Annotated in this window: 19 protein-coding genes and 1 pseudogene; 11 read left to right on the forward strand and 9 right to left on the reverse strand. The window is 68.5% G+C overall.

The annotated features are described in order from the left end of the window. Nucleotides 1–155: 155 nt before the first annotated feature. The 8 genes from trxA to GQ56_RS0135630 all read left to right on the forward strand — a co-directional run bounded on the left by trxA (nucleotide 156) and on the right by GQ56_RS0135630 (nucleotide 8,750). A complete protein-coding gene (gene trxA / locus GQ56_RS0135595) occupies nucleotides 156–482 on the forward strand; it encodes a thioredoxin TrxA (RefSeq protein ID WP_006402348.1) in 327 nt (108 codons plus the stop codon). 193 nt (nucleotides 483–675) lie between these two features. Beyond that, on the forward strand, nucleotides 676–1,938 hold the full coding sequence (gene rho, locus GQ56_RS0135600) for a transcription termination factor Rho (protein WP_006478662.1): 1,263 nt from the start codon (nucleotides 676–678) through the stop codon (nucleotides 1,936–1,938). Nucleotides 1,939–2,068: 130 nt separating this feature from the next. After that, on the forward strand, nucleotides 2,069–2,569 hold the full coding sequence (locus GQ56_RS0135605; protein WP_031403182.1) for a MerR family transcriptional regulator: 501 nt from the start codon (nucleotides 2,069–2,071) through the stop codon (nucleotides 2,567–2,569). Next, on the forward strand, nucleotides 2,566–4,122 hold the full coding sequence (locus GQ56_RS0135610) for an MFS transporter (protein ID WP_031403183.1): 1,557 nt from the start codon (nucleotides 2,566–2,568) through the stop codon (nucleotides 4,120–4,122). The genes GQ56_RS0135605 and GQ56_RS0135610 overlap by 4 nt, the downstream gene beginning before the upstream one ends. 37 nt (nucleotides 4,123–4,159) lie before the next feature. Then, entirely contained in the window at nucleotides 4,160–4,993 is an 834-nt protein-coding gene (locus GQ56_RS0135615) for a M90 family metallopeptidase (RefSeq protein ID WP_031403184.1), read from the forward strand. A 157-nt stretch (nucleotides 4,994–5,150) separates the two neighbouring features. Further along, the gene (locus GQ56_RS0135620; RefSeq protein ID WP_031403185.1) at nucleotides 5,151–5,411 is read left to right on the forward strand and encodes a type B 50S ribosomal protein L31; all 261 of its coding nucleotides are present in this window, start codon (nucleotides 5,151–5,153) and stop codon (nucleotides 5,409–5,411) included. Between the two features lie 220 nt (nucleotides 5,412–5,631). After that, nucleotides 5,632–7,389: an ArnT family glycosyltransferase gene (locus tag GQ56_RS0135625; protein WP_031403186.1), complete on the forward strand. Its 1,758-nt coding sequence runs from the start codon at nucleotides 5,632–5,634 to the stop codon at nucleotides 7,387–7,389. 2 nt (nucleotides 7,390–7,391) lie between these two features. Then, nucleotides 7,392–8,750, forward strand: a complete 1,359-nt coding sequence (locus tag GQ56_RS0135630) for an MATE family efflux transporter (RefSeq protein ID WP_031403187.1) — start codon at nucleotides 7,392–7,394, stop codon at nucleotides 8,748–8,750. Nucleotides 8,751–8,759: 9 nt separating this feature from the next. Here the strand turns inward: GQ56_RS0135630 and lipA are convergent, their stop codons facing one another. From lipA to GQ56_RS45720, 7 genes and pseudogenes are all read right to left on the reverse strand, one after another. After that, complete coding sequence (gene lipA, locus GQ56_RS0135635; protein ID WP_031403188.1) at nucleotides 8,760–9,725, reverse strand: lipoyl synthase; 966 nt, start codon at nucleotides 9,723–9,725, stop codon at nucleotides 8,760–8,762. Nucleotides 9,726–9,727: 2 nt separating this feature from the next. After that, nucleotides 9,728–10,843: an acetoin dehydrogenase dihydrolipoyllysine-residue acetyltransferase subunit gene (locus GQ56_RS0135640; protein WP_031403189.1), complete on the reverse strand. Its 1,116-nt coding sequence runs from the start codon at nucleotides 10,841–10,843 to the stop codon at nucleotides 9,728–9,730. 4 nt (nucleotides 10,844–10,847) lie between these two features. Next, nucleotides 10,848–11,852: an alpha-ketoacid dehydrogenase subunit beta gene (locus GQ56_RS0135645; RefSeq protein ID WP_031403190.1), complete on the reverse strand. Its 1,005-nt coding sequence runs from the start codon at nucleotides 11,850–11,852 to the stop codon at nucleotides 10,848–10,850. Between the two features lie 54 nt (nucleotides 11,853–11,906). Beyond that, a complete protein-coding gene (locus GQ56_RS0135650; RefSeq protein ID WP_031403191.1) occupies nucleotides 11,907–12,890 on the reverse strand; it encodes a thiamine pyrophosphate-dependent dehydrogenase E1 component subunit alpha in 984 nt (327 codons plus the stop codon). Nucleotides 12,891–12,967: 77 nt separating this feature from the next. Beyond that, nucleotides 12,968–13,051 (reverse strand): annotated as a pseudogene (locus GQ56_RS45110) (SDR family NAD(P)-dependent oxidoreductase); the annotation flags it as partial. 97 nt (nucleotides 13,052–13,148) lie between these two features. Next, nucleotides 13,149–14,207 (reverse strand): ATP-NAD kinase family protein, encoded by a 1,059-nt coding sequence (locus GQ56_RS0135655; protein WP_031403192.1) that lies wholly within the window; start codon nucleotides 14,205–14,207, stop codon nucleotides 13,149–13,151. Continuing rightward, nucleotides 14,204–14,365 (reverse strand): hypothetical protein, encoded by a 162-nt coding sequence (locus GQ56_RS45720; RefSeq protein WP_161788599.1) that lies wholly within the window; start codon nucleotides 14,363–14,365, stop codon nucleotides 14,204–14,206. Before GQ56_RS45720 ends, GQ56_RS0135655 begins: the two co-directional genes overlap by 4 nt. Before the next feature lie 392 nt (nucleotides 14,366–14,757). On the opposite strand from GQ56_RS45720, the gene GQ56_RS0135665 reads away from it, so the two are divergent. Beyond that, on the forward strand, nucleotides 14,758–16,674 hold the full coding sequence (locus tag GQ56_RS0135665; protein WP_031403193.1) for a sigma-54-dependent Fis family transcriptional regulator: 1,917 nt from the start codon (nucleotides 14,758–14,760) through the stop codon (nucleotides 16,672–16,674). Nucleotides 16,675–16,693: 19 nt separating this feature from the next. Here GQ56_RS0135665 and GQ56_RS0135670 read toward each other — a convergent pair whose 3' ends face one another. Together GQ56_RS0135670 and GQ56_RS0135675 are read right to left on the reverse strand one after the other, a co-directional pair. After that, nucleotides 16,694–17,098, reverse strand: a complete 405-nt coding sequence (locus tag GQ56_RS0135670) for a carboxymuconolactone decarboxylase family protein (RefSeq protein WP_031403194.1) — start codon at nucleotides 17,096–17,098, stop codon at nucleotides 16,694–16,696. Beyond that, entirely contained in the window at nucleotides 17,082–17,543 is a 462-nt protein-coding gene (locus GQ56_RS0135675) for a MerR family transcriptional regulator (protein WP_031403195.1), read from the reverse strand. Before GQ56_RS0135675 ends, GQ56_RS0135670 begins: the two co-directional genes overlap by 17 nt. Before the next feature lie 286 nt (nucleotides 17,544–17,829). On the opposite strand from GQ56_RS0135675, the gene GQ56_RS0135680 reads away from it, so the two are divergent. Beyond that, nucleotides 17,830–18,426 (forward strand): ComEA family DNA-binding protein, encoded by a 597-nt coding sequence (locus GQ56_RS0135680; protein WP_031403196.1) that lies wholly within the window; start codon nucleotides 17,830–17,832, stop codon nucleotides 18,424–18,426. Between the two features lie 88 nt (nucleotides 18,427–18,514). Then, nucleotides 18,515–18,952: a YidB family protein gene (locus tag GQ56_RS0135685; protein ID WP_031403197.1), complete on the forward strand. Its 438-nt coding sequence runs from the start codon at nucleotides 18,515–18,517 to the stop codon at nucleotides 18,950–18,952. Nucleotides 18,953–19,002 lie beyond the last annotated feature (50 nt).

The raw sequence follows: 19,002 nt of genomic DNA on the forward strand, positions 1-19,002 counted from the left end.
CACCCCCGCCCGCCCCCGCGCCCCCGCCCGCCCGCCCCCGCCCCCCTCAGGTGGGGGATAGGTCGACCCTTGCCGCGGCGGCCGGCCCCCCACCCGCGGCCGGCCGCCGCGACGCGCAAGCAGGCAGTCCCCGAACCGTAAGAGGTATTGACCCAATGAGCGAACAGATCAAACACATCAGCGACGCATCGTTCGAACAGGACGTCGTCAAATCCGACAAGCCCGTGCTCGTCGATTTCTGGGCCGAATGGTGCGGCCCGTGCAAGATGATCGCCCCGATCCTCGACGAAGTCGCAAAGGACTACGGCGACAAGCTGCAGATCGCGAAGATCAACGTCGACGACAACCAGGCCACGCCCGCGAAGTTCGGCGTGCGCGGCATCCCGACGCTGATCCTGTTCAAGAACGGCGCGGCCGCCGCGCAGAAGGTCGGCGCGCTGTCGAAGTCGCAGCTCACCGCATTCCTGGACAGCCACCTGTAATACCGGCAGTTCCGCGGACGTGTTGTCAACCGGCAACACGTCCGCCGCCCAGCCGCCGATCGTCCGCTCAAGCGCGAATCGGCGTATGCTAGAATTAAAAAACGTCTACAAGACGCATTTAAGTCTCTGAGCGCGTCCGCTCGCCCTCCTCCCTTTATTTCTTTCGTCGTCTCCTCCCTGGCGGGTTCTCCGTATGCATTTATCCGAGCTCAAGTCTCTGCACGTGTCCGAACTGATCGAAATGGCCAATGGCCTCGAGATCGAAAACGCGAACCGCCTGCGCAAGCAGGAGTTGATGTTCGCCATTCTTAAAAAGCGCGCCAAGACGGGAGAGACGATCTTCGGCGACGGCACGCTCGAAGTGCTGCCGGACGGCTTCGGCTTCCTGCGCTCGCCGGAAATGTCGTACCTCGCGAGCACCGACGACATCTATATCAGCCCGTCGCAGATCCGCCGCTTCAACCTGCATACCGGCGACACCATCGAAGGCGAAGTCCGCACGCCGAAGGACGGCGAACGCTACTTCGCGCTGGTGAAGGTCGACAAAGTCAACGGGCAGCCGCCCGAGGCCTCGAAACACAAGATCATGTTCGAGAACCTCACGCCGCTGCACCCGAACAAGCCGCTGTCGCTCGAACGCGAAATGCGCGGCGAGGAAAACGTCACGGGCCGCATCATCGACATGATCGCGCCGATCGGCAAGGGCCAGCGCGGCCTGCTCGTCGCGTCGCCGAAGTCGGGCAAGACCGTGATGCTCCAGCACATCGCGCACGCGATCAAGCAGAACCACCCGGACGTGATCCTGTTCGTGCTGCTGATCGACGAGCGCCCCGAAGAAGTGACCGAAATGCAGCGCTCGGTTGCCGGCGAAGTGATCGCGTCGACGTTCGACGAACCGGCCACGCGTCACGTGCAGGTCGCCGAAATGGTGATCGAGAAGGCCAAGCGCCTCGTCGAAATGAAGCACGACGTCGTGATCCTGCTCGACTCGATCACGCGTCTCGCCCGCGCATACAACACCGTGATCCCGGCCTCGGGCAAGGTGCTGACGGGCGGTGTCGACGCGAACGCACTGCAGCGTCCGAAGCGCTTCTTCGGCGCGGCGCGCAACATCGAGGAAGGCGGCTCGCTCACGATCATCGGCACCGCACTGATCGAAACCGGCAGCCGCATGGACGACGTGATCTACGAAGAGTTCAAGGGCACCGGCAACATGGAAGTGCACCTCGAGCGCCGTCTCGCGGAAAAGCGCGTGTATCCGTCGATCAACCTGAACAAGTCGGGCACGCGCCGCGAGGAAATGCTGATCAAGCCCGAGATCCTTCAGAAGATCTGGGTGCTGCGCAAGTTCATTCACGACATGGATGAAGTCGAGGCCATGGAATTCCTGCTCGACAAGATCCGCCAGACGAAGAGCAACTCCGAGTTCTTCGACCTGATGCGCCGCGGCGGCTGATCGCCCCGCCCCGCAAAGAACGGCCGCCCGCGCATCTCGCCGGCGGCCGTTTTTTTGCCTAAACATGAACGTGAACGTACAGGTTGATCTACAATCGCGTCATCGCCCCGATCGACTCCTCCGCCCGCCGATGCCGAACGACGCCTCCACCCCGCTGCTGACCGTGAGCGATGCCGCCTCACGGCTCGGCGTCACGCCGCGCACGCTGAAGTACTACGAAGAACGCGGGCTCGTCACGCCGTCGCGCAGCGAAGGCCGCTACCGCCTCTACGACGAAGCCGACCTCGAACGCTTCGCGCGCATCCTGCGGTTGCGCGCGCTCGGGTTCTCGCTGCACGGCATCACCGAGATGCTGAAGCGCCCGCTCGAGGAAACCGGCGACGGCCGGCGCCGTTATTCGGACGCGTCGCTGCGCGACATCCGCGCCGGCCTCGCCGGGCAGATCGACACGCTCGACCGGCGGATCGAAGCCGTCCAGCGCGAACTGAAGGAAGCCGTCGCGCTGCGCAAGGAACTGCAGCACGACATCGATTACGTCGAGCGACGCCTCGCCGGCGAAAACCCCGACGCGCTGATCGCGCAGCGCCGGGCCGAAGCCGGCCCGCGGCGCGCACGCAAGGATCGTGAATGAACGCGCTGCCCGGCCGCCCGCCGCTGTGGAGCCGCGCGAACCTGCGCGCCGACCTGTTCCCGTGGGCGCTCGCGCTCGTGACCGGCCTCGACTACTTCGACAACGCGGCCTTCTCGTTCTTCGCGAGCTACATCGCGGGCGGCGTCAACGCATCGCCCGACGAGCTCGTGTGGTCGTCGAGCGCGTACGCGGTCACGGCCGTGCTCGGCATCCTGCAGCAGCAATGGTGGGTCGACCGGCTGGGGCATCGCCGCTACGTGGCCGGCTGCATGCTGATGTTCTCGTTCGGCGCGATCGCGGCCGCACTGGCGGACACGTCGCTCGAACTGGCATTCGCACGCGGCTTCCAGGGATACTTCATCGGCCCGATGATGGGCGCGTGCCGGATCCTGATCCAGATCAGCTTCAAGCCGCAGGAACGGCCGCCGGCAACGCGCGCGTTCCTGGTCATGATCCTGCTCGGCAGCGCGCTCGCGCCGATCGCGGGCGGGCTGCTCGTCGCGCATTCGACGTGGCGCGCGCTGTTCGCATGCACGGCGCCGGCCGGCATCGCGTTCGCGATCCTCGCGCTGCTCACGCTGCCCGACTCGGGCAGGACTCCCGACGACGAACGCGGCGCCGGGCACTTCTGGCCGTACGTCGTGTTCGCGCTCGCGCAAGGCGCGCTGCAGATCGTGCTGCAGCAGGTGCATTACCAGCTCTACAGCGGCTCGCCGATGCTGATCCTGCTGACGATCGCGGGGATCGGCGCCCTCGCCTGGTTCGCCTATCACCAGTGGAACCACCCGACGCCGCTCGTGCGGCTGCACGCGTTTCGCGAACGGACCTTCCAGGTCGGGCTGCTGCTCTACATGTTCTATTACTACGAGTCGACGGGTTTCAGCTACCTGACATCGCGCTTTCTCGAAAGCGGGCTCGGCTATCCGGTCGAGAATGCCGGGCGCCTGGTGGGCACGACGTCGCTGATTTCGGCCACCGCGCTGTTCGCTTACCTGCGTTACGCGAAATTCGTCACGCACAAGAAATGGTTCGTCGTGCCGGGGTTCGCGATCGCCGTCACGGCGGCGCTGTGGATGACGCGCATGACGCCGCAGGTCGGCGAAGCCGCGCTGATCGTCCCGCTCTTGCTGCGCGGGCTGCTGCTGCTCTTCATCGTGCTGCCGGTGGCCAACCTCACGTTCCGGATCTTCGCGATCGACGAGTACACGCACGGCTACCGGCTGAAGAACATCGTGCGGCAACTGACGATCTCGTTCGCGACGTCATCGGTCATCATCGTCGAGCAGCACCGCGTGGCCGTGCACCAGACGCGGCTCGTCGAGCGCGCCAACGTGTTCGACCCGCTGTTCCAGCAGACCGTCGACGCGCTGACGCAAGGCTATGCGGCGGCCGGCCACGCACCGAACGAGGCGCACGGCCTCGCGATCGCCTCGATTGCGCGGATGGTCGCGCAGCAGGCCTCGTTCCTCGCGTCGCTCGACGGCTTTTACTTCCTCGCGGGCGTGGCGCTCGTCGGCGGCCTCTTCGCGGCATGGCAAAAAGAGATCGATTGAGTTAAAAGACAGGCTTTGGATTTCCGCGCGCCGCCCCATGCTCTCGAAACTGACCCGCTGGCTCGACGACCGCCGCCGCGATCGCGCGCTGCGCAGCCACCCGATCCCCGACGCGCTGTGGCAGGACACCGTCGAGCGCCTGCCGTTCCTCGCCGCGCTGTCGCCCGACGCACTCGGCCGGCTGCGCGAGTTGACGAGCCTGTTCGTCGCGAAGAAATCGTTTTCGACCGCGCACGGGCTCGAGCTGACCGACGCGATGATCGTCGCGATCTCCGCACAGGCCTGCCTGCCGGTGCTGAACCTCGATCTGTCGCTGTACGACGGCTGGGTCGGCGTGGTCGTGTATCCGGGCGAATTCGTGATCCGCAAGACCGTGCAGGACGAGGACGGCGTCGTCCACGAAGTCGAGCAGGACGCGAGCGGCGAGGCCTGGGAAGGCGGGCCGGTGATCCTGTCGTGGGAAGACGCGCAGATGACGGACGGCCGCGACGCGTACAACGTGGTGATCCACGAGTTCGCGCACAAGATCGACATGGTCAACGGCGCGGCCGACGGCTATCCGCCCCTCTTTCGCCGCTGGCATGCGCCGCACCTCGACGCGCAGGCGTGGGCCGACGTGTTCGAGCACGCGTACGATCAGTTCTGCGCGCGCGTCGATGCGGTGCCGGACCGCGCGTGGGCGCGCTTCGAGCGGGATTCGCTGATCGATCCGTATGCCGCCGACCACCCGTCGGAATTCTTCGCGGTATGCAGCGAGGCGCTGTTCGTAAGGCCGAAAGCGTTCGAGTCCGAATTCCCGGAGCTGTACCGGCTGCTCGCGCGCTACTACCGCCAGGATCCGGCCGGTGCCGGCGCGCTCGACGCACCGTGAAAATTATTCGTCAACCATCTGATTTTCTGGCATAATCGCCGTTTTTCGACCTTAGGCAAGTGGCTCGCGCCGGGCTTGGCGTCGTCTGGTTTGCGCAATGAGTGCACTCCGGCACGGCAAGCGGCGGGTTGGCTACCGCTCTCACCAAGGAAAGACCATGAAAGAAGGCATCCACCCGAATTACCGCGAAGTCGTCTTCCAAGACATGTCGAACGGCTTCAAGTTCATCACGCGCTCGACGATCCAGACGCGTGAAACCATCGATCACGAAGGCAAGACCTACCCGCTCGCCAAGATCGAAGTGTCGTCGGAATCGCACTCGTTCTACACGGGTCAGCAAAAGATCATGGACACGGCAGGCCGTGTCGAGAAGTTCAAGAACAAGTTCGGCGTTCGCGCCAGCGGCAAGGCGAAGTAAGCTTCGCACCGCATCCGGTGGTTGCAACGCACCGGTATCGCACAAAAGGGCAGCCCAGGCTGCCCTTTTTTGTCTCCGCTCGCCGGGAAACCGCCGACCGCTGCCCGGGGCATCGACCTGACGCGCAACAGCCCGCGCGACTACAATGCCGGATGCTCGAAACCGGCTCGACCGCGCGTAACCGCGCCGGCCGCCCGCCCATAACAAATCGCTCATCTGCATGAAGCCTGTCGTCCGTCTCACCGCCTCCGCCACGCGCGCGCTGCCGCGCTGGCTGCTGCTCACGCTCTGTTTCGTCTACGCAGCGTTCGGCCTGTTCGGCCGCGACCCGTGGAAGAACGAGGACGCGGCGGGCTTCGGCGTGATGTGGACGATGGCCAAGGGCGGCTGGCACGACTGGCTGCTGCCCAACCTGGTCGGCAAGTTCATCACGACCGACGGGCCGCTCGGCTACTGGCTCGGCGCGCTGTCGATCCGCGGCCTCGGCCCGTGGGTCGATGCGAGCAACGCATCGCGCATCGATACCGGCGTGCTGTTCTGCATCGCGTGCGCGTTCGTCTGGTACGCGGCCTACCTGCTCGGCCGGCGCGCCGAGGTCCAGCCGTTCAAATACGCATTCGGCGGCGAGCCCGAGCCGCGCGACTACGGCCGTACGCTCGCCGACGGCGCGCTGCTGGTCCTCGTCGCCTGCTTCGGCCTCGCCGAACGCGGACACGAGACGACGCCGCAGCTCGCGCAGTTCGCGTGGATCGCGATGCTCGTCTACGGGATCGTGCGCAGCATCGACAAGCCGATGCAGGGCGCGCTGTGGTGGGGGCTCGCGATGGGCCTCGTCGCACTGTCCGGCAACCCGGTGCTGGTCGCCGCCCTGCTCGCCGGCACGGCCGTGCTGTGGCTCGTCACGCCCGAGATGCGCAACCTCCGGCTGCCGCTGGTCGGCGTGCCGCTCGCAGCCGCGATCTTCGCGCTGTGGCCGCTGGCCGCATTCATCGCGGCGCCCGACGACGCCGCGTGGTTCCTCGACCAGTGGATCCACGGCAGCCTGCTGCGTTTTTCCGGCCCGCCGACCGCCGTGCTCGGCTACGCGGCAAAGAACCTGCCGCTGTTCACCTGGCCGGCGTGGCCGCTCGCGATCTGGGCGTGGTGGAGCTGGGCCGGCCTGCGCCGCCGCGCCCACATCGCGATCCCGTTGTCGGTCGCCGTGCCGCTCGTCGCGCTCGTGATCCTGCAGAGCCAGCAGTCGAACCGCATGTACATGCTGCTGCTGCCGCCGCTCGCGGTGCTCGCGACGTTCGCGCTGCCGACCCTCAAGCGCGGCGCGATCAACGCGATCGACTGGTTCGCGGTGCTGAGCTTCACGATCCTCGGCTCCTTCGTGTGGCTCGTGTGGCTCGCGTCGCTCACGGGCTTCCCGCACCCGCTCGCGCGCAACCTTGCGCGGCTCGTGCCCGGCTACGAGCCGCATTTCAAGATCCTGTCGTTCATCTGCGCGATCATCGCCACGGTATGCTGGTGCGTGCTCGTGCGCTGGCGCATCTCGCGACAGCCGAAGGTGCTGTGGCGCAGCGTCGTGCTGTCGGGCGCCGGCACCACGCTGATGTGGGTGCTGCTGATGACGCTGTGGCTGCCGATCGTCAACTACGGCCGGACCTACCGCGACGTCGCGCAGCAGATCGCGGTGCACCTGCCGTCCGATTACGAGTGCATCTCGCCCGTGCGGCTCGGCGACGCGCAGATCGCGACCTTTGCATATTTCGGCAACATGCGCTTCGATTTCTCCGGCGACTGCGACGTGATCCTGCGTCAGGACCGTGCGGACTACGGCGAGCCGAGCTCGATGTCGCAATACGTGTGGCGTCTCGTGTGGGAAGGCCGCCGCGTCGCCGACCGCGACGAACGCTTCCGCCTGTACGAACGCATCGAGCGGCCCAAGACGCCGGTCAAGCGGCGTCCGCCGCGCCGGCAGGCGGCCGACTGACGATGCTCGGCGACATTCGCCGGATCGTAGGCCTCGCGTGGCCGGTGCTCGTCGGCCAGCTCGCCATCATCGCGTTCGGCGTGATCGACACGGCGATGGTCGGGCGCTATTCGGCCGTCGATCTGGCCGCGCTAGGGCTCGGCTCGTCGATCTACGTGTCGATCTATATCGGCCTCATGGGCATCCTGTCCGCGCTGCAGCCGATCGCCGGACAACTGTACGGCGCGCGGCGCCATGCCGAGATCGGCGAGGAAGTCCGCCAGGCGCTGTGGCTCGCGCTGCTGCTCGCGGTCCCCGGCTTTCTCCTGCTGCATTTTCCGGAGCCGCTGCTGCGCATCGCACACGCACCGGCCGCACTGCACGACCGCACCGTCGACTACCTGCGCATCCTGTCGTACGGGCTGCCCGCCAGCCTCGTCTTCCGCATCTACAACGCACTGACCAACGCGGCCGGCAAGCCGCGCCTGGCGATGATCCTGCAGGTCGGCGCGCTGCTGCTCAAGTTTCCGCTCAACGTGTGGTTCATCTTCGGCGGTTTCGGCATGCCGGCCCTCGGCGGCCCGGGCTGCGGGCTCGCGAGCACGCTGATCAACTGGGCGCTCGCGCTGATCGGCTACACGCTGCTCGCGAAGCTCGACGTGTTCGCGCCGCTCGCGATCTTCTCGCGCTTCTGCTGGCCCGTCTGGGAGCGTCAGAAGGCGCTCCTGAAGCTCGGCGTGCCGATGGGCCTGTCGTACCTGATCGAGGTCACGTCGTACACGTGCATGGCGCTGTTCATCGCGCAGTTCGGCACGACGACGCTCGCCGGCCACCAGATCGCCGGCAACATCGGCGCGGTGCTGTACATGACGCCGCTGTCGATCGGCGTGGCGGCCTCGACGCTGGTCGCGCGCGCGCTCGGCGCCGGGCGTCCCGAGGAAGCCCGGCTGCTCGGCCGGCACAGCGTGATCTTCGCGTGCGGCATTGCCGCGACATACGGCCTGCTCGTGTTCGGGCTGCGCCCGCTGATCATCGACGGCTATACGCCGAACCCGGCCGTCGCCGCGGCCGCGATGCCGCTCGTCGCGATCGTCGCGTGCTACCACGTGTTCGACGCACTGCAGGTCACGTCGGCGTTCGTGCTGCGCGCATACAAGGTGGCAATCGTGCCGACCGTGATCTATGCGGTCGCGCTGTGGGGCGTCGGGCTCAGCGGCGGCTACACGCTCGGCTTCGACGTGGGCGGGATCGCGCCCGCGTGGCTGACCGGCGCGCGCGGCTTCTGGTTCGCGAACACGATCAGCCTGATGCTCGCGGGCACCGGGCTCGTGGCCTACCTGCGCCGCGTCAGCCGCGCGCGCGTCGCCGCCGCCCGCGCCTGACGCGCCCCGCTACGCGCCGTCCAGCACGTCGGCCGCGTGATACGACGACCGCACGAGCGGGCCCGCCACGACCTCCCTGAAGCCGTACGCCAGCGCCTCGTCGCGCCATGCGGCGAACGCGGCCGGGCTCACGTAGCGCCGCACCGGCAGATGATGCGCCGACGGCGCGAGATACTGGCCGAGCGTCAGCACGTCGACGTCGTGCGCGCGCAAGTCGCGCAGCGTGTCGCGCACCTCGTCGTCGCATTCGCCGAGCCCGAGCATCAACCCCGATTTCGTCACCAGCCCCGGCCGCGCTGCCTTGGCCTGCGCGAGCAGTTCGAGCGAGCCGCGATAGTCGGCGCCCGGCCGCGCCGCCCGGTACAGCGACGGCACCGTCTCGATGTTGTGGTTGAACACGTCGGGCCAGGCCGCCGACAGCGCGTCGAGCGCCCGCGCGACACGGCCGCGGAAATCCGGCGTCAACACCTCGACGCCGATGCCCGGCACGCTTGCACGCACCGCCGCGATACACGCGGCGAAATGCGCGGCGCCGCCGTCGCGCAGGTCGTCACGGTCGACCGACGTAATCACGACGTAGCGCAGCCCGAGCGCCGCGGCCGCCTCGGCCAGCCGCGCGGGCTCGCCGGGATCCAGCGGATCGGGACGACCGTGCGCGACGTCGCAGAACGGGCAGCGCCGCGTGCAGAGCCCGCCCATGATCATGAAGGTCGCGGTGCGCTGCGCGAAACATTCGCCGATGTTCGGACACATCGCCTCCTCGCAGACGGAATGCAGCCGATGGTCGCGCAGCACGGCCGCCATGTCGGCGACCGCCGCGCTCATCATCGGCCGCGCGCGCAGCCACGGCGGCTTCGGCAGCGCCGCGCCGGCCGCGGGCTCGACACGCACCGGGATGCGCGCGAGCTTGTCGCGGCTGCGCGCGCCCGGCTGGCCGAGCGCCGTGAGGCTGGGTCGTTCGAGCGCGGCGGCCATCGTCAGGCTCCGAGAAACGCGACGATCAGGCGGTTCACGTCGGCGGCGGCCTCCATCTGCACCATGTGCCCGCTGCCGGCGATCACCTCGGCGCGCACGCCGTCCGGCAAGCCCTGCGCATGCTGCGCGGGAATCACCTGGTCGCGCTCGCCCCAGATCACGAGCGTACGGGGCGCCAGCGACGCGAGCCGGTCGCGGAACACGCGCCGCTGCGCCGCGCCGTCGAACGCGGCGTTCGCAATTTTCTCCAGCGCGGCCTGCACGCCTTCGAGCCGCTTGTACTTGACGAGATCCTCGACGAGTTGCCGCGTGACCAGCGCGTTGTCCGCGAACAGCGCGCCGAGGTGCGGCTTCAGCGTGTTGCGGCTGTTGCCGGCGACGAAGCCGTCGATATACGTGCGATTGATGTCCGTGCCGAGCCCCGCGCTCGCGATCAGCGTCAGCGATGCGACGCGTTGCGGCGCGCGCTCGGCGGCCGCCATCGCGACCGCGCCGCCCATCGAATGGCCGATCAGGTGCGCGCGGTCGATGTGCTGCGCATCGAGCAGCGCGAGCACCGCGTCCGCCAGTTCGTCGAGGCTGCCCGTGTCGACCGCCTTGCCCGATTCGCCGTGGCCCGGCAGGTCGAGTGCCCACACGGGCCGGTGCGCAGCAAGATCGGCGTGATTGAACAGCCAGTTGTTCAGGTCGCCGCCGAAGCCGTGGATCAGCACGGCGGGCGTGCCCGCGCCGTCGCCGAGCTTCAGGAAGCGCACCGTGCGGCCGCCGATCTGCGCCTTCTCGGGCTGCGGCCCGGCCGCCTCGTCGGCAGCCGCGCTCGGCACGAAATCGCGCTGGAAATCGGCGATCGCCGCCTCGATGTCGGCATCGCTCGCATCGGCGGCCGCGACGACGCCGAGCAGCGCACCCACGGGCAGCGTCTCGCCTTCCTGCGCGACCTGGCGGCGCAGCGTGCCGTCGAACGCGCATTCGACGCCGGACGAGATCTTGTCGGTCTCGACGTCGAGCACTTCGTCGCCCTTCGTCACGCGCTCGCCGATCGCCTTCAGCCAGCCGTTGACCTGCCCCTGCTCCATCGACAGGCCCCACTTGGGCATCGTGATCATGTGAATCGACATCGTGTCAGCTCCTCGTCTTCAGGACCGCCTGCACGATCGCATCGGCGGACGGGATGTACAGGTCTTCGAGCACGCTCGCGAACGGCGCGGGGGTATGCGGCGCGGTGACAAGCTCGATCGGCGCCTGCAGCGCACGGAACGCGCGCTGCGCGACGAGCGCGGCGATGTCGGTCGCGATCGAGCAGCGCGGGTTCGCCTCGTCGACCACCACCACGCGCCCGGTGCGCTCCGCGCTTTCGAGAATCGTCTCCGTGTCGAGCGGCGACGTCGTGCGCAGGTCGATCACGTCGACCTGGATGCCGTCCTTCGCGAGCGTCGCGGCGGCGTCCATCGCGAGATGCACCATCCGGCCGTACGTGACGATCGTCGCATCGTCGCCGTCGCGCAGCACGTTCGCCTCGCCGAACGGAATCGCATAGGATTCCTCGGGCACGTCGCCTTCGCGCGTATAGAGCAGCTTGTGTTCGAGAAAGATCACGGGATCGTTGTCGCGGATCGCCTGGATCAGCAGCCCCTTCGCGTCGTAAGGCGTCGCGGGGCACACGACCTTGAGCCCGGGAATGTGCGTGAACAGCGACGTGAGCATCTGCGAATGCTGCGCGGCAGCGCGCAGGCCGGCGCCGTACATCGCGCGGATCACGACCGGCGTCACGGCCTTGCCGCCGAACATGTAGCGGAATTTGGCGGCCTGGTTGAAGATCTGGTCGAAGCACACGCCCATGAAATCGACGAACATCAGCTCCGCGACGGGCCGCATCCCGCACGCGGCCGCGCCGACCGCCGCGCCGATGTAGCCGCCTTCGGACAGCGGCGTATCGAGCACGCGGCCCGGAAACTTGTGGAACAGCCCCTTCGTCACGCCGAGCACGCCGCCCCATGCGTCGTCCTCGCCCGGCGCGCCCGCGCCGCCTGCATTGTCCTCGCCCATCACGATCACGCTCTCGTCGCGCGCCATCTCCTGCGCAAGCGCCTCGTTGATCGCCTGCGAATAAGTGATCTTCCTTGCCATGTCTGTCTCCTGGAATGTTCGGTTCGCCGTGCCGGCCGCGGGGTCAGGCCGCGCTCACGGATACGACACGTAGACGTCGGTCAGCAGGTCGGCCGCATCGGGCAGCGGCGCGCTCTTGGCCTGCGCGACCGCGTCGTCGATCAGCGCCTTCACCTGCGCGTCGACCGCGCGCAGTTCGCCGATCGTCAGCGCTTCGGCGCGCACGACGCGCGTCTCGAAATGCTTCAGGCAGTCCTTTTCGTCGCGCAGCTTCTGCACCTCGCCCGGTGCGCGGTAGGTTTGCGCATCGCCTTCGAAATGGCCGAAATAGCGCGTGAACTTCACCTCGACGAGCGTCGGGCCGCCGCCGTTGCGCGCGCGCTCGACGGCCTCGCCGAGCGCCTCGTGCACCGCGAAGAAGTCGAAGCCGTCGACGATCACGCCCGGCATCCCGAACCCGTTCGCGCGATCGGCGATGTTGTCGGTCGCGACCGACCAGCTCGACGACGTCGCTTCCGCATAGCCGTTGTTCTCGGCGACGAAGATCGCCGGCAGCCGCCACACCGCCGCGAGGTTCATCGACTCGAAGATCACGCCCTGGTTCGACGCGCCGTCGCCGAAGAAGCACACACCGACGCCGCCCGTGTTCCGGTGCTTCGCCGCGAGCGCCGCGCCGCACACGAGCGGGCCGCCCGCGCCGACGATCCCGTTGGCGCCGAGCATCCCCATCGACAGATCGGCGATGTGCATCGAGCCGCCCTTGCCGTGGCAGACGCCGGTCTTCTTGCCGTAGATCTCGGCCATCATTCCGTGCACGTCGACGCCCTTCGCGATGCAATGGCCGTGGCCGCGGTGCGTGGTCGCGACATAGTCGGCGAGGCCGAGGTGCAGCATCGTGCCGACCGCGGACGCCTCCTCGCCCGCATACAGGTGCACGAAACCGGGAATCTCGCCGGTCGCGAATTCGACGTGCAGGCGCTCCTCGAATTCGCGAATGGTGCGCATCAGGCGGTAGGCGTCCAGCAGCTTGTCCCTGCTGATCTGGTTCGAAACGGTCATGTATGTCTCCTGGATAGGTCTGACTGCGAATGCCGCCGCGGCCGGGCCGCGGCGACGGATCTCACGGCGCGCGGCCGTCAGCGGAACGTGAAGCCGCCTTCGACGTTCACGGTCCGGCCCGTCACGTTGTCCATCGTCGCGAAGCGCAGCGCGCGCCGCCCGTGACGATGACGGCTTGTCCTTCGAGTGGCAGTGTCATGGCGATGTCTCCTCGATGATCGTTACGGATGCCGAAATGCTTACCGGAGCAACGAACGCTCAAGCACGCCACGGGCCGGCATCGCGCAGCAGTTGCCTGGACGACGCGTAGCGCAGCGTGCGGCCGACGTCGACCGTCAGCGGCCCGTGCCAGTCAAGTGCAATCTCGTAGCGATCGCCGCGCGCGACCTCGATCTCGCGCTCGCCGTCGAACGCGAGCGTGCCGCGCTCGAACGGGATCGTCTGCCACGCACCCGGCTCGAGCCGCTCGCAACTGCGCATCACGACGCGATCGACACGGCCCGGCGCGATCGGCGCGACGAGCGGCGTGCCGGCCGTCTTGTCTTCGGCCGCAAAACGCATCGCGAGCCCGTGCGGCGCGCTGCGTTCGAGCGGCGCCCACGCGCCGCCGAGCGCGGACAGGCCGATCCCGTCCGGCTCCGCGAACGTCAGGTAGAGAGAATCGATATCGTCCGATCCCGAGATCGCGCGGGCGCCGACGAAGCGCTGTCGCGCCGCGCATACGTCGACGAGCGCGATCTCCTCGCGCCCGGGCTGCGCGCCCGCGATGCAGCGCACGACGAGCCGCTTGTTGCGCGCAAGCGCGATCTCGGCCGGCACGGCGCCCGCCGCGACGAGCCCTGCCGCCACGCCGGCGACGGTCGCTTCGCGATGTTCGGGGAATGCGTTGTTGGTGCCGGTGGACAGCGCGACGAGCGGCGTCGCGCCGCAATGCGCGGCGACGGCGCGATGGGTGCCGTCGCCGCCGAGCACGACGATCAGCGCGACCTCCATCCGGTGCAGGTACGCCGCGCCGGCCTGCGTGTCGGCAACGCTATCGGTGATCGGCAGGTCGACGAACTCGACCTCGGGCCAGCGCTCGCGCGACGCGACCGCACGATGCGTATCGAGCGCGCGCAGCAGCAGCGTCGCAATGCCCGTCCGGTCGCGCAGCGTCAGCACGCGCTCGACGCCCATCGCGCCGAGACCGGCCAGCAGGCGCACGATCATGTTCGCCTTCTCCGCCGTCGGGAACACGGATGCATGCGTCGTGAGGCGGCGGATGTCGCGCCCCGATGCGGGGTTCGCGATCACGCCGACGGTAACGGGCGTCGTCACGGTTTTGTCTCCATCCAGTCGGCCGGCGCCGGCGCATTGGCGCCAGCGCCGGCCCTGCCTGTTTTGTCCGCCGCCATCGACGGGCGGCGGATCGTCGTCACCGACGCGATCGCGCCGGGCTTGCCGGACATTCCTGCAAACGGCGTGCCATCTTCCACGCGACGACCGTGAAACCCACGTACAGGCTTGCGCGGCGGACCTGCCCGCACACCGGCGCCGCTGCCGTGACGACCCGGCGCGCGCCCGCTTCCGCCCGTGCGTCTCACGCGTTCGATGCAACGCCACGGCCGCCGCGACCGCCGCGAAGGCCGGCATCGGCGCGGCGCGCTGCCCGCAAACCCGGCGGCATCGCGGCACCGCGGATTCGATCGGATGCCGGACGATCCCTTCACGACGCCCGCGGCCGCGTCTCAACGATGCGAGACGCACCGAGATACCGGTGAGACGAACGTCTCAAGCCCGCCGCGTGCTGCGATGCAATGTGATCCGCCGAACGGGATGTGCTACAAGGACATCGAATTCCCCGCCGTACGGAACCCCGGAGCCGACCATGCCCTACGCCGTCCCCCAGGCCCAGCACGCCGACCGCGTGCTCGGCGCGCTCGCCGGGCGCCTGCCCGCGCCGGCCGATTCGGCGCGCCTCGTGTCGTCGTGGCAACGGTCGCTGGAGCGCTACTGTCTCGACCCCGCTTCGTCGATCGGCCCGCGCGTGCTGACCGCGGCCGAGCTGCGCGAGGTGCGCGACAAGGAGGAGGCGTTCCTGCGCGCGTCGGGCCAGTGCCTGACGCGGCTGCACGACATGATTCGCGTCGCCGACTACTGCGTGATGCTGACCGACGCGCACGGCGTGACGATCGACTACCGGATCGACCGCGAACGCCGCAACGACTTCCGTCATGCGGGATTGCACATCGGCTCGTGCTGGTCGGAAAGCGAGGAAGGGACTTGCGGCGTCGCGAGCGTGCTGACCGATCTCGCGCCGATCACCGTGCACAAGACCGACCACTTTCGCGCGGCGTTCACGACCCTCACCTGCAGTGCGGCGCCGATCTTCTCGCCCGGCGGCGAGCTGATCGGCGTGCTCGACGCGTCGGCGGTCCACTCGCCGGACAACCGCGACAGCCAGCGTCTCGTGTATCAGCTCGTGCGGCAGAGCGCGGCGCTGATCGAGGACGGCTACTTCGTGCACAGCACCGCGCAGTACTGGATCCTGTTCGGGCATCCGAACCGTCACTACGTCGAAGCGCAACCCGAGTGGCTTATCGCATTCGACGAGTGCGGCAATATCGTCGCCGCGAACCGGCAGGCGCGCGATGCGCTGCCGGCATTGCGCGAACCGCGTCATATCGACGAGATCTTCGATGCGACCGAGATGCCGCTGCGCGATGCCGCGCAGCTCGACGCGATCGTCGCGCTGCGGCTGCGCGCGACCGGCGCGCCGCTCTACGCACGGCTGCGTGCGCCGCTGCGGCGCACCGGCCGCGAACCCGGCACGGCCTCACGCCGCGCGGGCAGCGCGCAGCGCCACGTCGGCGCGCTCACGCCGTTCCTGCACAGCCCCGATGCGCGCATCGCGCAGCAGGCCGAACTCGCGCTGCGGGTCGCGAGCAAGCGGCTGCCGATTCTCGTGCTCGGCGAAACCGGTGCAGGCAAGGAAGTGTTCGCGCGCGCGATCCACGACGCCGGCGCGCGACGCGCGCGGCCGTTCGTCGCGGTCAACTGCGGCGCGCTGCCGGAAGCGCTGATCGAGAGCGAACTGTTCGGCTATGCGGCCGGAGCGTTCACCGGCGCGCGCAAGCACGGCGCACGCGGCAAGATCGCGCTCGCCGACGGCGGCACGCTGTTTCTCGACGAAATCGGCGACATGCCGCTCGCGCTGCAGACACGCCTGTTGCGCGTGCTCGCCGACGGCGAAGTCGTGCCGCTCGGCAGCGACACGCCCGTGCGCGTCGACCTCGACGTGATCTGCGCGACGCACCGCGATCTCGCGCGCATGGTGGCCGACGGCACGTTCCGCGAGGATCTGTACTACCGGCTCGGCGGCGCGACGTTCGAACTGCCGCCGTTGCGCGAACGCGCGGACGTGCGCGACGTGATAGCCGCCGTGTTCGCCGAGGAAGCGCAGGCGACCGGCCACGTGCTGACGCTCGATGCGGCGCTCGCCGAGCAGCTCGCCGCGCATCCGTGGCCCGGCAACGTGCGGCAGTTGCGCAACGTGCTGCGCTATGCGTGCGCGGTATGCGACGCCGCGCGCGTGACGCGGCGCGACCTGCCGGCCGACTTCGCCGCGCCGCCCGGCACGGTGTCGCCCGGCACGCTGCCCGACGACGAACGGGGCCGCATCGTCGCGGCGCTCACCGCGCACCGCTGGCGGCCGGATGCGGCCGCGCAGGCGCTCGGCATTTCGCGCGCGACGCTGTACCGGCGCATCGCGAAGCACCGGATCGTCGCGCCGCACCGCGCGTGATGCGCCTGCGCGAGCGCCGTCACGCCGGCTGCGCGGCCGCGGCCTCGCGCTGCATGAAGACCTCGTGCGCGGCGAACAGCGCATTGAGCGCGGCAGGAAAGCCCGCGTAGACGGCCATCTGCATGAATACCTCGACGATCTCGTCGCGGGTGCAGCCGACGTTCAGCGCGGCCTCGACATGCACCTTCAACTGCGGCTGTGCGTTGCCGAGCGCGGCCAGCGCCGCGATCGTCGCGATCTCGCGCGCCTTCAGGTCGAGTTGCGGCCGGCTGTAGATGTCGCCGAAACCGAACTCGACCAGCAGCCGTCCGAAGTCCGGCGCGATCGGCGCAAGCGCCGCGATCACGCGCTCGCCCACTTCGCCGTCGATTTCCTTCAGTTTGTTCCAGCCACGCGCGTAGCGGTCTTCAACGAGTCGTTCCATGGTGTCCGTCCTGTTCCGATGCAGAGTGAGAAGAATTCGCCTGTCGTTCCGCTTCGCGCTCCCGTGCCTCGTAATACGCGATCTTGTCGCCGATCGCGTCGAGGCTCGCCTGCAACACCGCGATATGCGCGCGCACCGCGTCGCGATGCGCGACCAGCAACTCGCGTCGCGCGCCGAAGGTCGGCTCGCCTTGCGCGCGCAACGCCGCGAATGCCTGCATCTGCGCGATCGGCATGCCGGTCGCCTTCAGGCGCATCACGAAGGCCAGCCAATCGAGATCGGCCGGCGCATAGAGCCGGTGCCCGGCCGCCGTGCGCGAAATCGCGCGCAGCAGGCCGGCCTGCTCGTAATAGCGCAACGTGTGCGCCGACACGCCGGTCATTTCGGCAACCTGGCCGATCGTGAGCGGAGCGGCGGCAGAGGATGGGACAGCGGTTTTCGACATGGCAGGAACAAGGTTAGGAGTTAGAGTTCACTCTAAGTCAAGCCCTGTCGAACGGCTAGTGCGGCGGCCGCCCCCGCCATCGGCGCGACACCGTAAAGAATGGTCAAAATCGCCGCCCGGCGTGGGCTTCGGACTTTACAGCGGCGCAAGCCTTCAGCAAGATTCGGTCAGCCTGTCTTAAAAAGGGCACGCATTTGTCCTATGCTTAACGGCGACGCCCGGCCGGGCCCCGTCCCGCCGTCCGTTGCAACAGCCATTCATCCGCCAGAACCAGGGAGCCTTTGCCATGCTGAAGAAGCTGCTGATGCTGTTCGTCGCGCTATCGCTGTCGCTCGCTGCGGGCCTTGCCGCCGCCGTCGAAGTCAACACGGCCGATCAGGCCACGCTCGAATCGGTGAAGGGTCTCGGGCCGGTGAAGTCGAAGGCGATCATCGACGAGCGCACCAGGAACGGCCCGTTCAAGGACGCCGACGATCTCGCGAACCGCGTGAAGGGCCTCGGCACGAAATCGGTGGGACATCTCGAGGAAAACGGCCTGACGATCGGCGGCTCGTCGACGCCGCCGAAAGGCGTGAAACCGTCGAAGCCGGCCGCCACGCCGGCGACGACGTCGGCGGGCACCGCATCGACGTCCACGGCCGCGACCGCCGGCACGACGGCCACGGCGCCGGCGGCAAGCACACCGGATGCGGCAGCGAAGCCGGCCAAGAGCAAGCGCGCATCGAAGAAGGAGAAAGCGGCGGCGGCCGCCGCGGCATCCGCCGACGCGGGTGCGGCTGCGAGCGTACCGGCCGCGGCGTCGTCCGCAAAGGCGACGAAGGGTTCGAAGAAGAAGAGCAAGAAGGACAAGGCAGCCTCCGCCGCCGCGGCGTCGGGCGCCTGATGTGCGCCGCGCGCGCGACGGCGTGCGCGCGGCATTCGTTCAACGGGCGTCGTCGTCACGGCGCCCTTTTCAGTAAAGGTGAAGAACCATGGGTCTCCTCGACATCGTTGGCGGTCTGATCGGCGGCCAGGCCGGCGGCAACTCGCAAGGCGCGCTGGTCACGACCGCGCTCGAATTCATCAACAACCAGCCGGGCGGGCTGAACGGCCTGATCGAGAAGTTCAAGGCGGGCGGCGCCGGCGACATCATCGGTTCGTGGGTCGGCACCGGCCAGAACCAGCCGATCTCCCCGGACACGCTGCAGAACGTGCTCGGCTCGGACGCGATCGGTGCGCTGGCGAGCAAGTTCGGCGTCGATCCGTCGACGGCCTCGACCGTGCTCGCACAGGTGCTGCCGCACGTCGTCAACCACGCGACGCCGGACGGCACGGTGCCGGCCGACGGCCAGGCGCAGGTCGACACGTCGAACCTGCTCGGCTCGCTGTCGCAGATCGCCGGCCTGTTCGGCGGCAACAAGCAGGGCTGAGCGACCGGGACCGCGCGCGGCGCGGTCGACGCCTCCATAAGCAAACACCC

The organism is Burkholderia paludis, assembly GCF_000732615.1.
Taxonomy (GTDB): domain Bacteria; phylum Pseudomonadota; class Gammaproteobacteria; order Burkholderiales; family Burkholderiaceae; genus Burkholderia; species Burkholderia paludis.

Excerpts from the sequence above, each read along its gene's own strand:
- GQ56_RS0135615 (WP_031403184.1), top strand. The coding sequence starts at position 4,160 with ATGCTCTCGAAACTGACCCGCTGGCTCGACGACCGCCGCCGCGATCGC.
- GQ56_RS0135620 (WP_031403185.1), top strand. The coding sequence starts at position 5,151 with ATGAAAGAAGGCATCCACCCGAATTACCGCGAAGTCGTCTTCCAAGAC.
- GQ56_RS0135605 (WP_031403182.1), top strand. The coding sequence starts at position 2,069 with ATGCCGAACGACGCCTCCACCCCGCTGCTGACCGTGAGCGATGCCGCC.
- GQ56_RS0135640 (WP_031403189.1), bottom strand. The coding sequence starts at position 10,843 with ATGTCGATTCACATGATCACGATGCCCAAGTGGGGCCTGTCGATGGAG.
- lipA (WP_031403188.1), bottom strand. The coding sequence starts at position 9,725 with ATGGCCGCCGCGCTCGAACGACCCAGCCTCACGGCGCTCGGCCAGCCG.
- rho (WP_006478662.1), top strand. The coding sequence starts at position 676 with ATGCATTTATCCGAGCTCAAGTCTCTGCACGTGTCCGAACTGATCGAA.
- GQ56_RS0135675 (WP_031403195.1), bottom strand. The coding sequence starts at position 17,543 with ATGTCGAAAACCGCTGTCCCATCCTCTGCCGCCGCTCCGCTCACGATC.
- GQ56_RS0135665 (WP_031403193.1), top strand. The coding sequence starts at position 14,758 with ATGCCCTACGCCGTCCCCCAGGCCCAGCACGCCGACCGCGTGCTCGGC.
- GQ56_RS0135680 (WP_031403196.1), top strand. The coding sequence starts at position 17,830 with ATGCTGAAGAAGCTGCTGATGCTGTTCGTCGCGCTATCGCTGTCGCTC.
- GQ56_RS0135645 (WP_031403190.1), bottom strand. The coding sequence starts at position 11,852 with ATGGCAAGGAAGATCACTTATTCGCAGGCGATCAACGAGGCGCTTGCG.
- GQ56_RS0135685 (WP_031403197.1), top strand. The coding sequence starts at position 18,515 with ATGGGTCTCCTCGACATCGTTGGCGGTCTGATCGGCGGCCAGGCCGGC.
- GQ56_RS0135610 (WP_031403183.1), top strand. The coding sequence starts at position 2,566 with ATGAACGCGCTGCCCGGCCGCCCGCCGCTGTGGAGCCGCGCGAACCTG.
- GQ56_RS0135650 (WP_031403191.1), bottom strand. The coding sequence starts at position 12,890 with ATGACCGTTTCGAACCAGATCAGCAGGGACAAGCTGCTGGACGCCTAC.
- GQ56_RS0135670 (WP_031403194.1), bottom strand. The coding sequence starts at position 17,098 with ATGGAACGACTCGTTGAAGACCGCTACGCGCGTGGCTGGAACAAACTG.
- GQ56_RS0135630 (WP_031403187.1), top strand. The coding sequence starts at position 7,392 with ATGCTCGGCGACATTCGCCGGATCGTAGGCCTCGCGTGGCCGGTGCTC.
- trxA (WP_006402348.1), top strand. The coding sequence starts at position 156 with ATGAGCGAACAGATCAAACACATCAGCGACGCATCGTTCGAACAGGAC.
- GQ56_RS0135625 (WP_031403186.1), top strand. The coding sequence starts at position 5,632 with ATGAAGCCTGTCGTCCGTCTCACCGCCTCCGCCACGCGCGCGCTGCCG.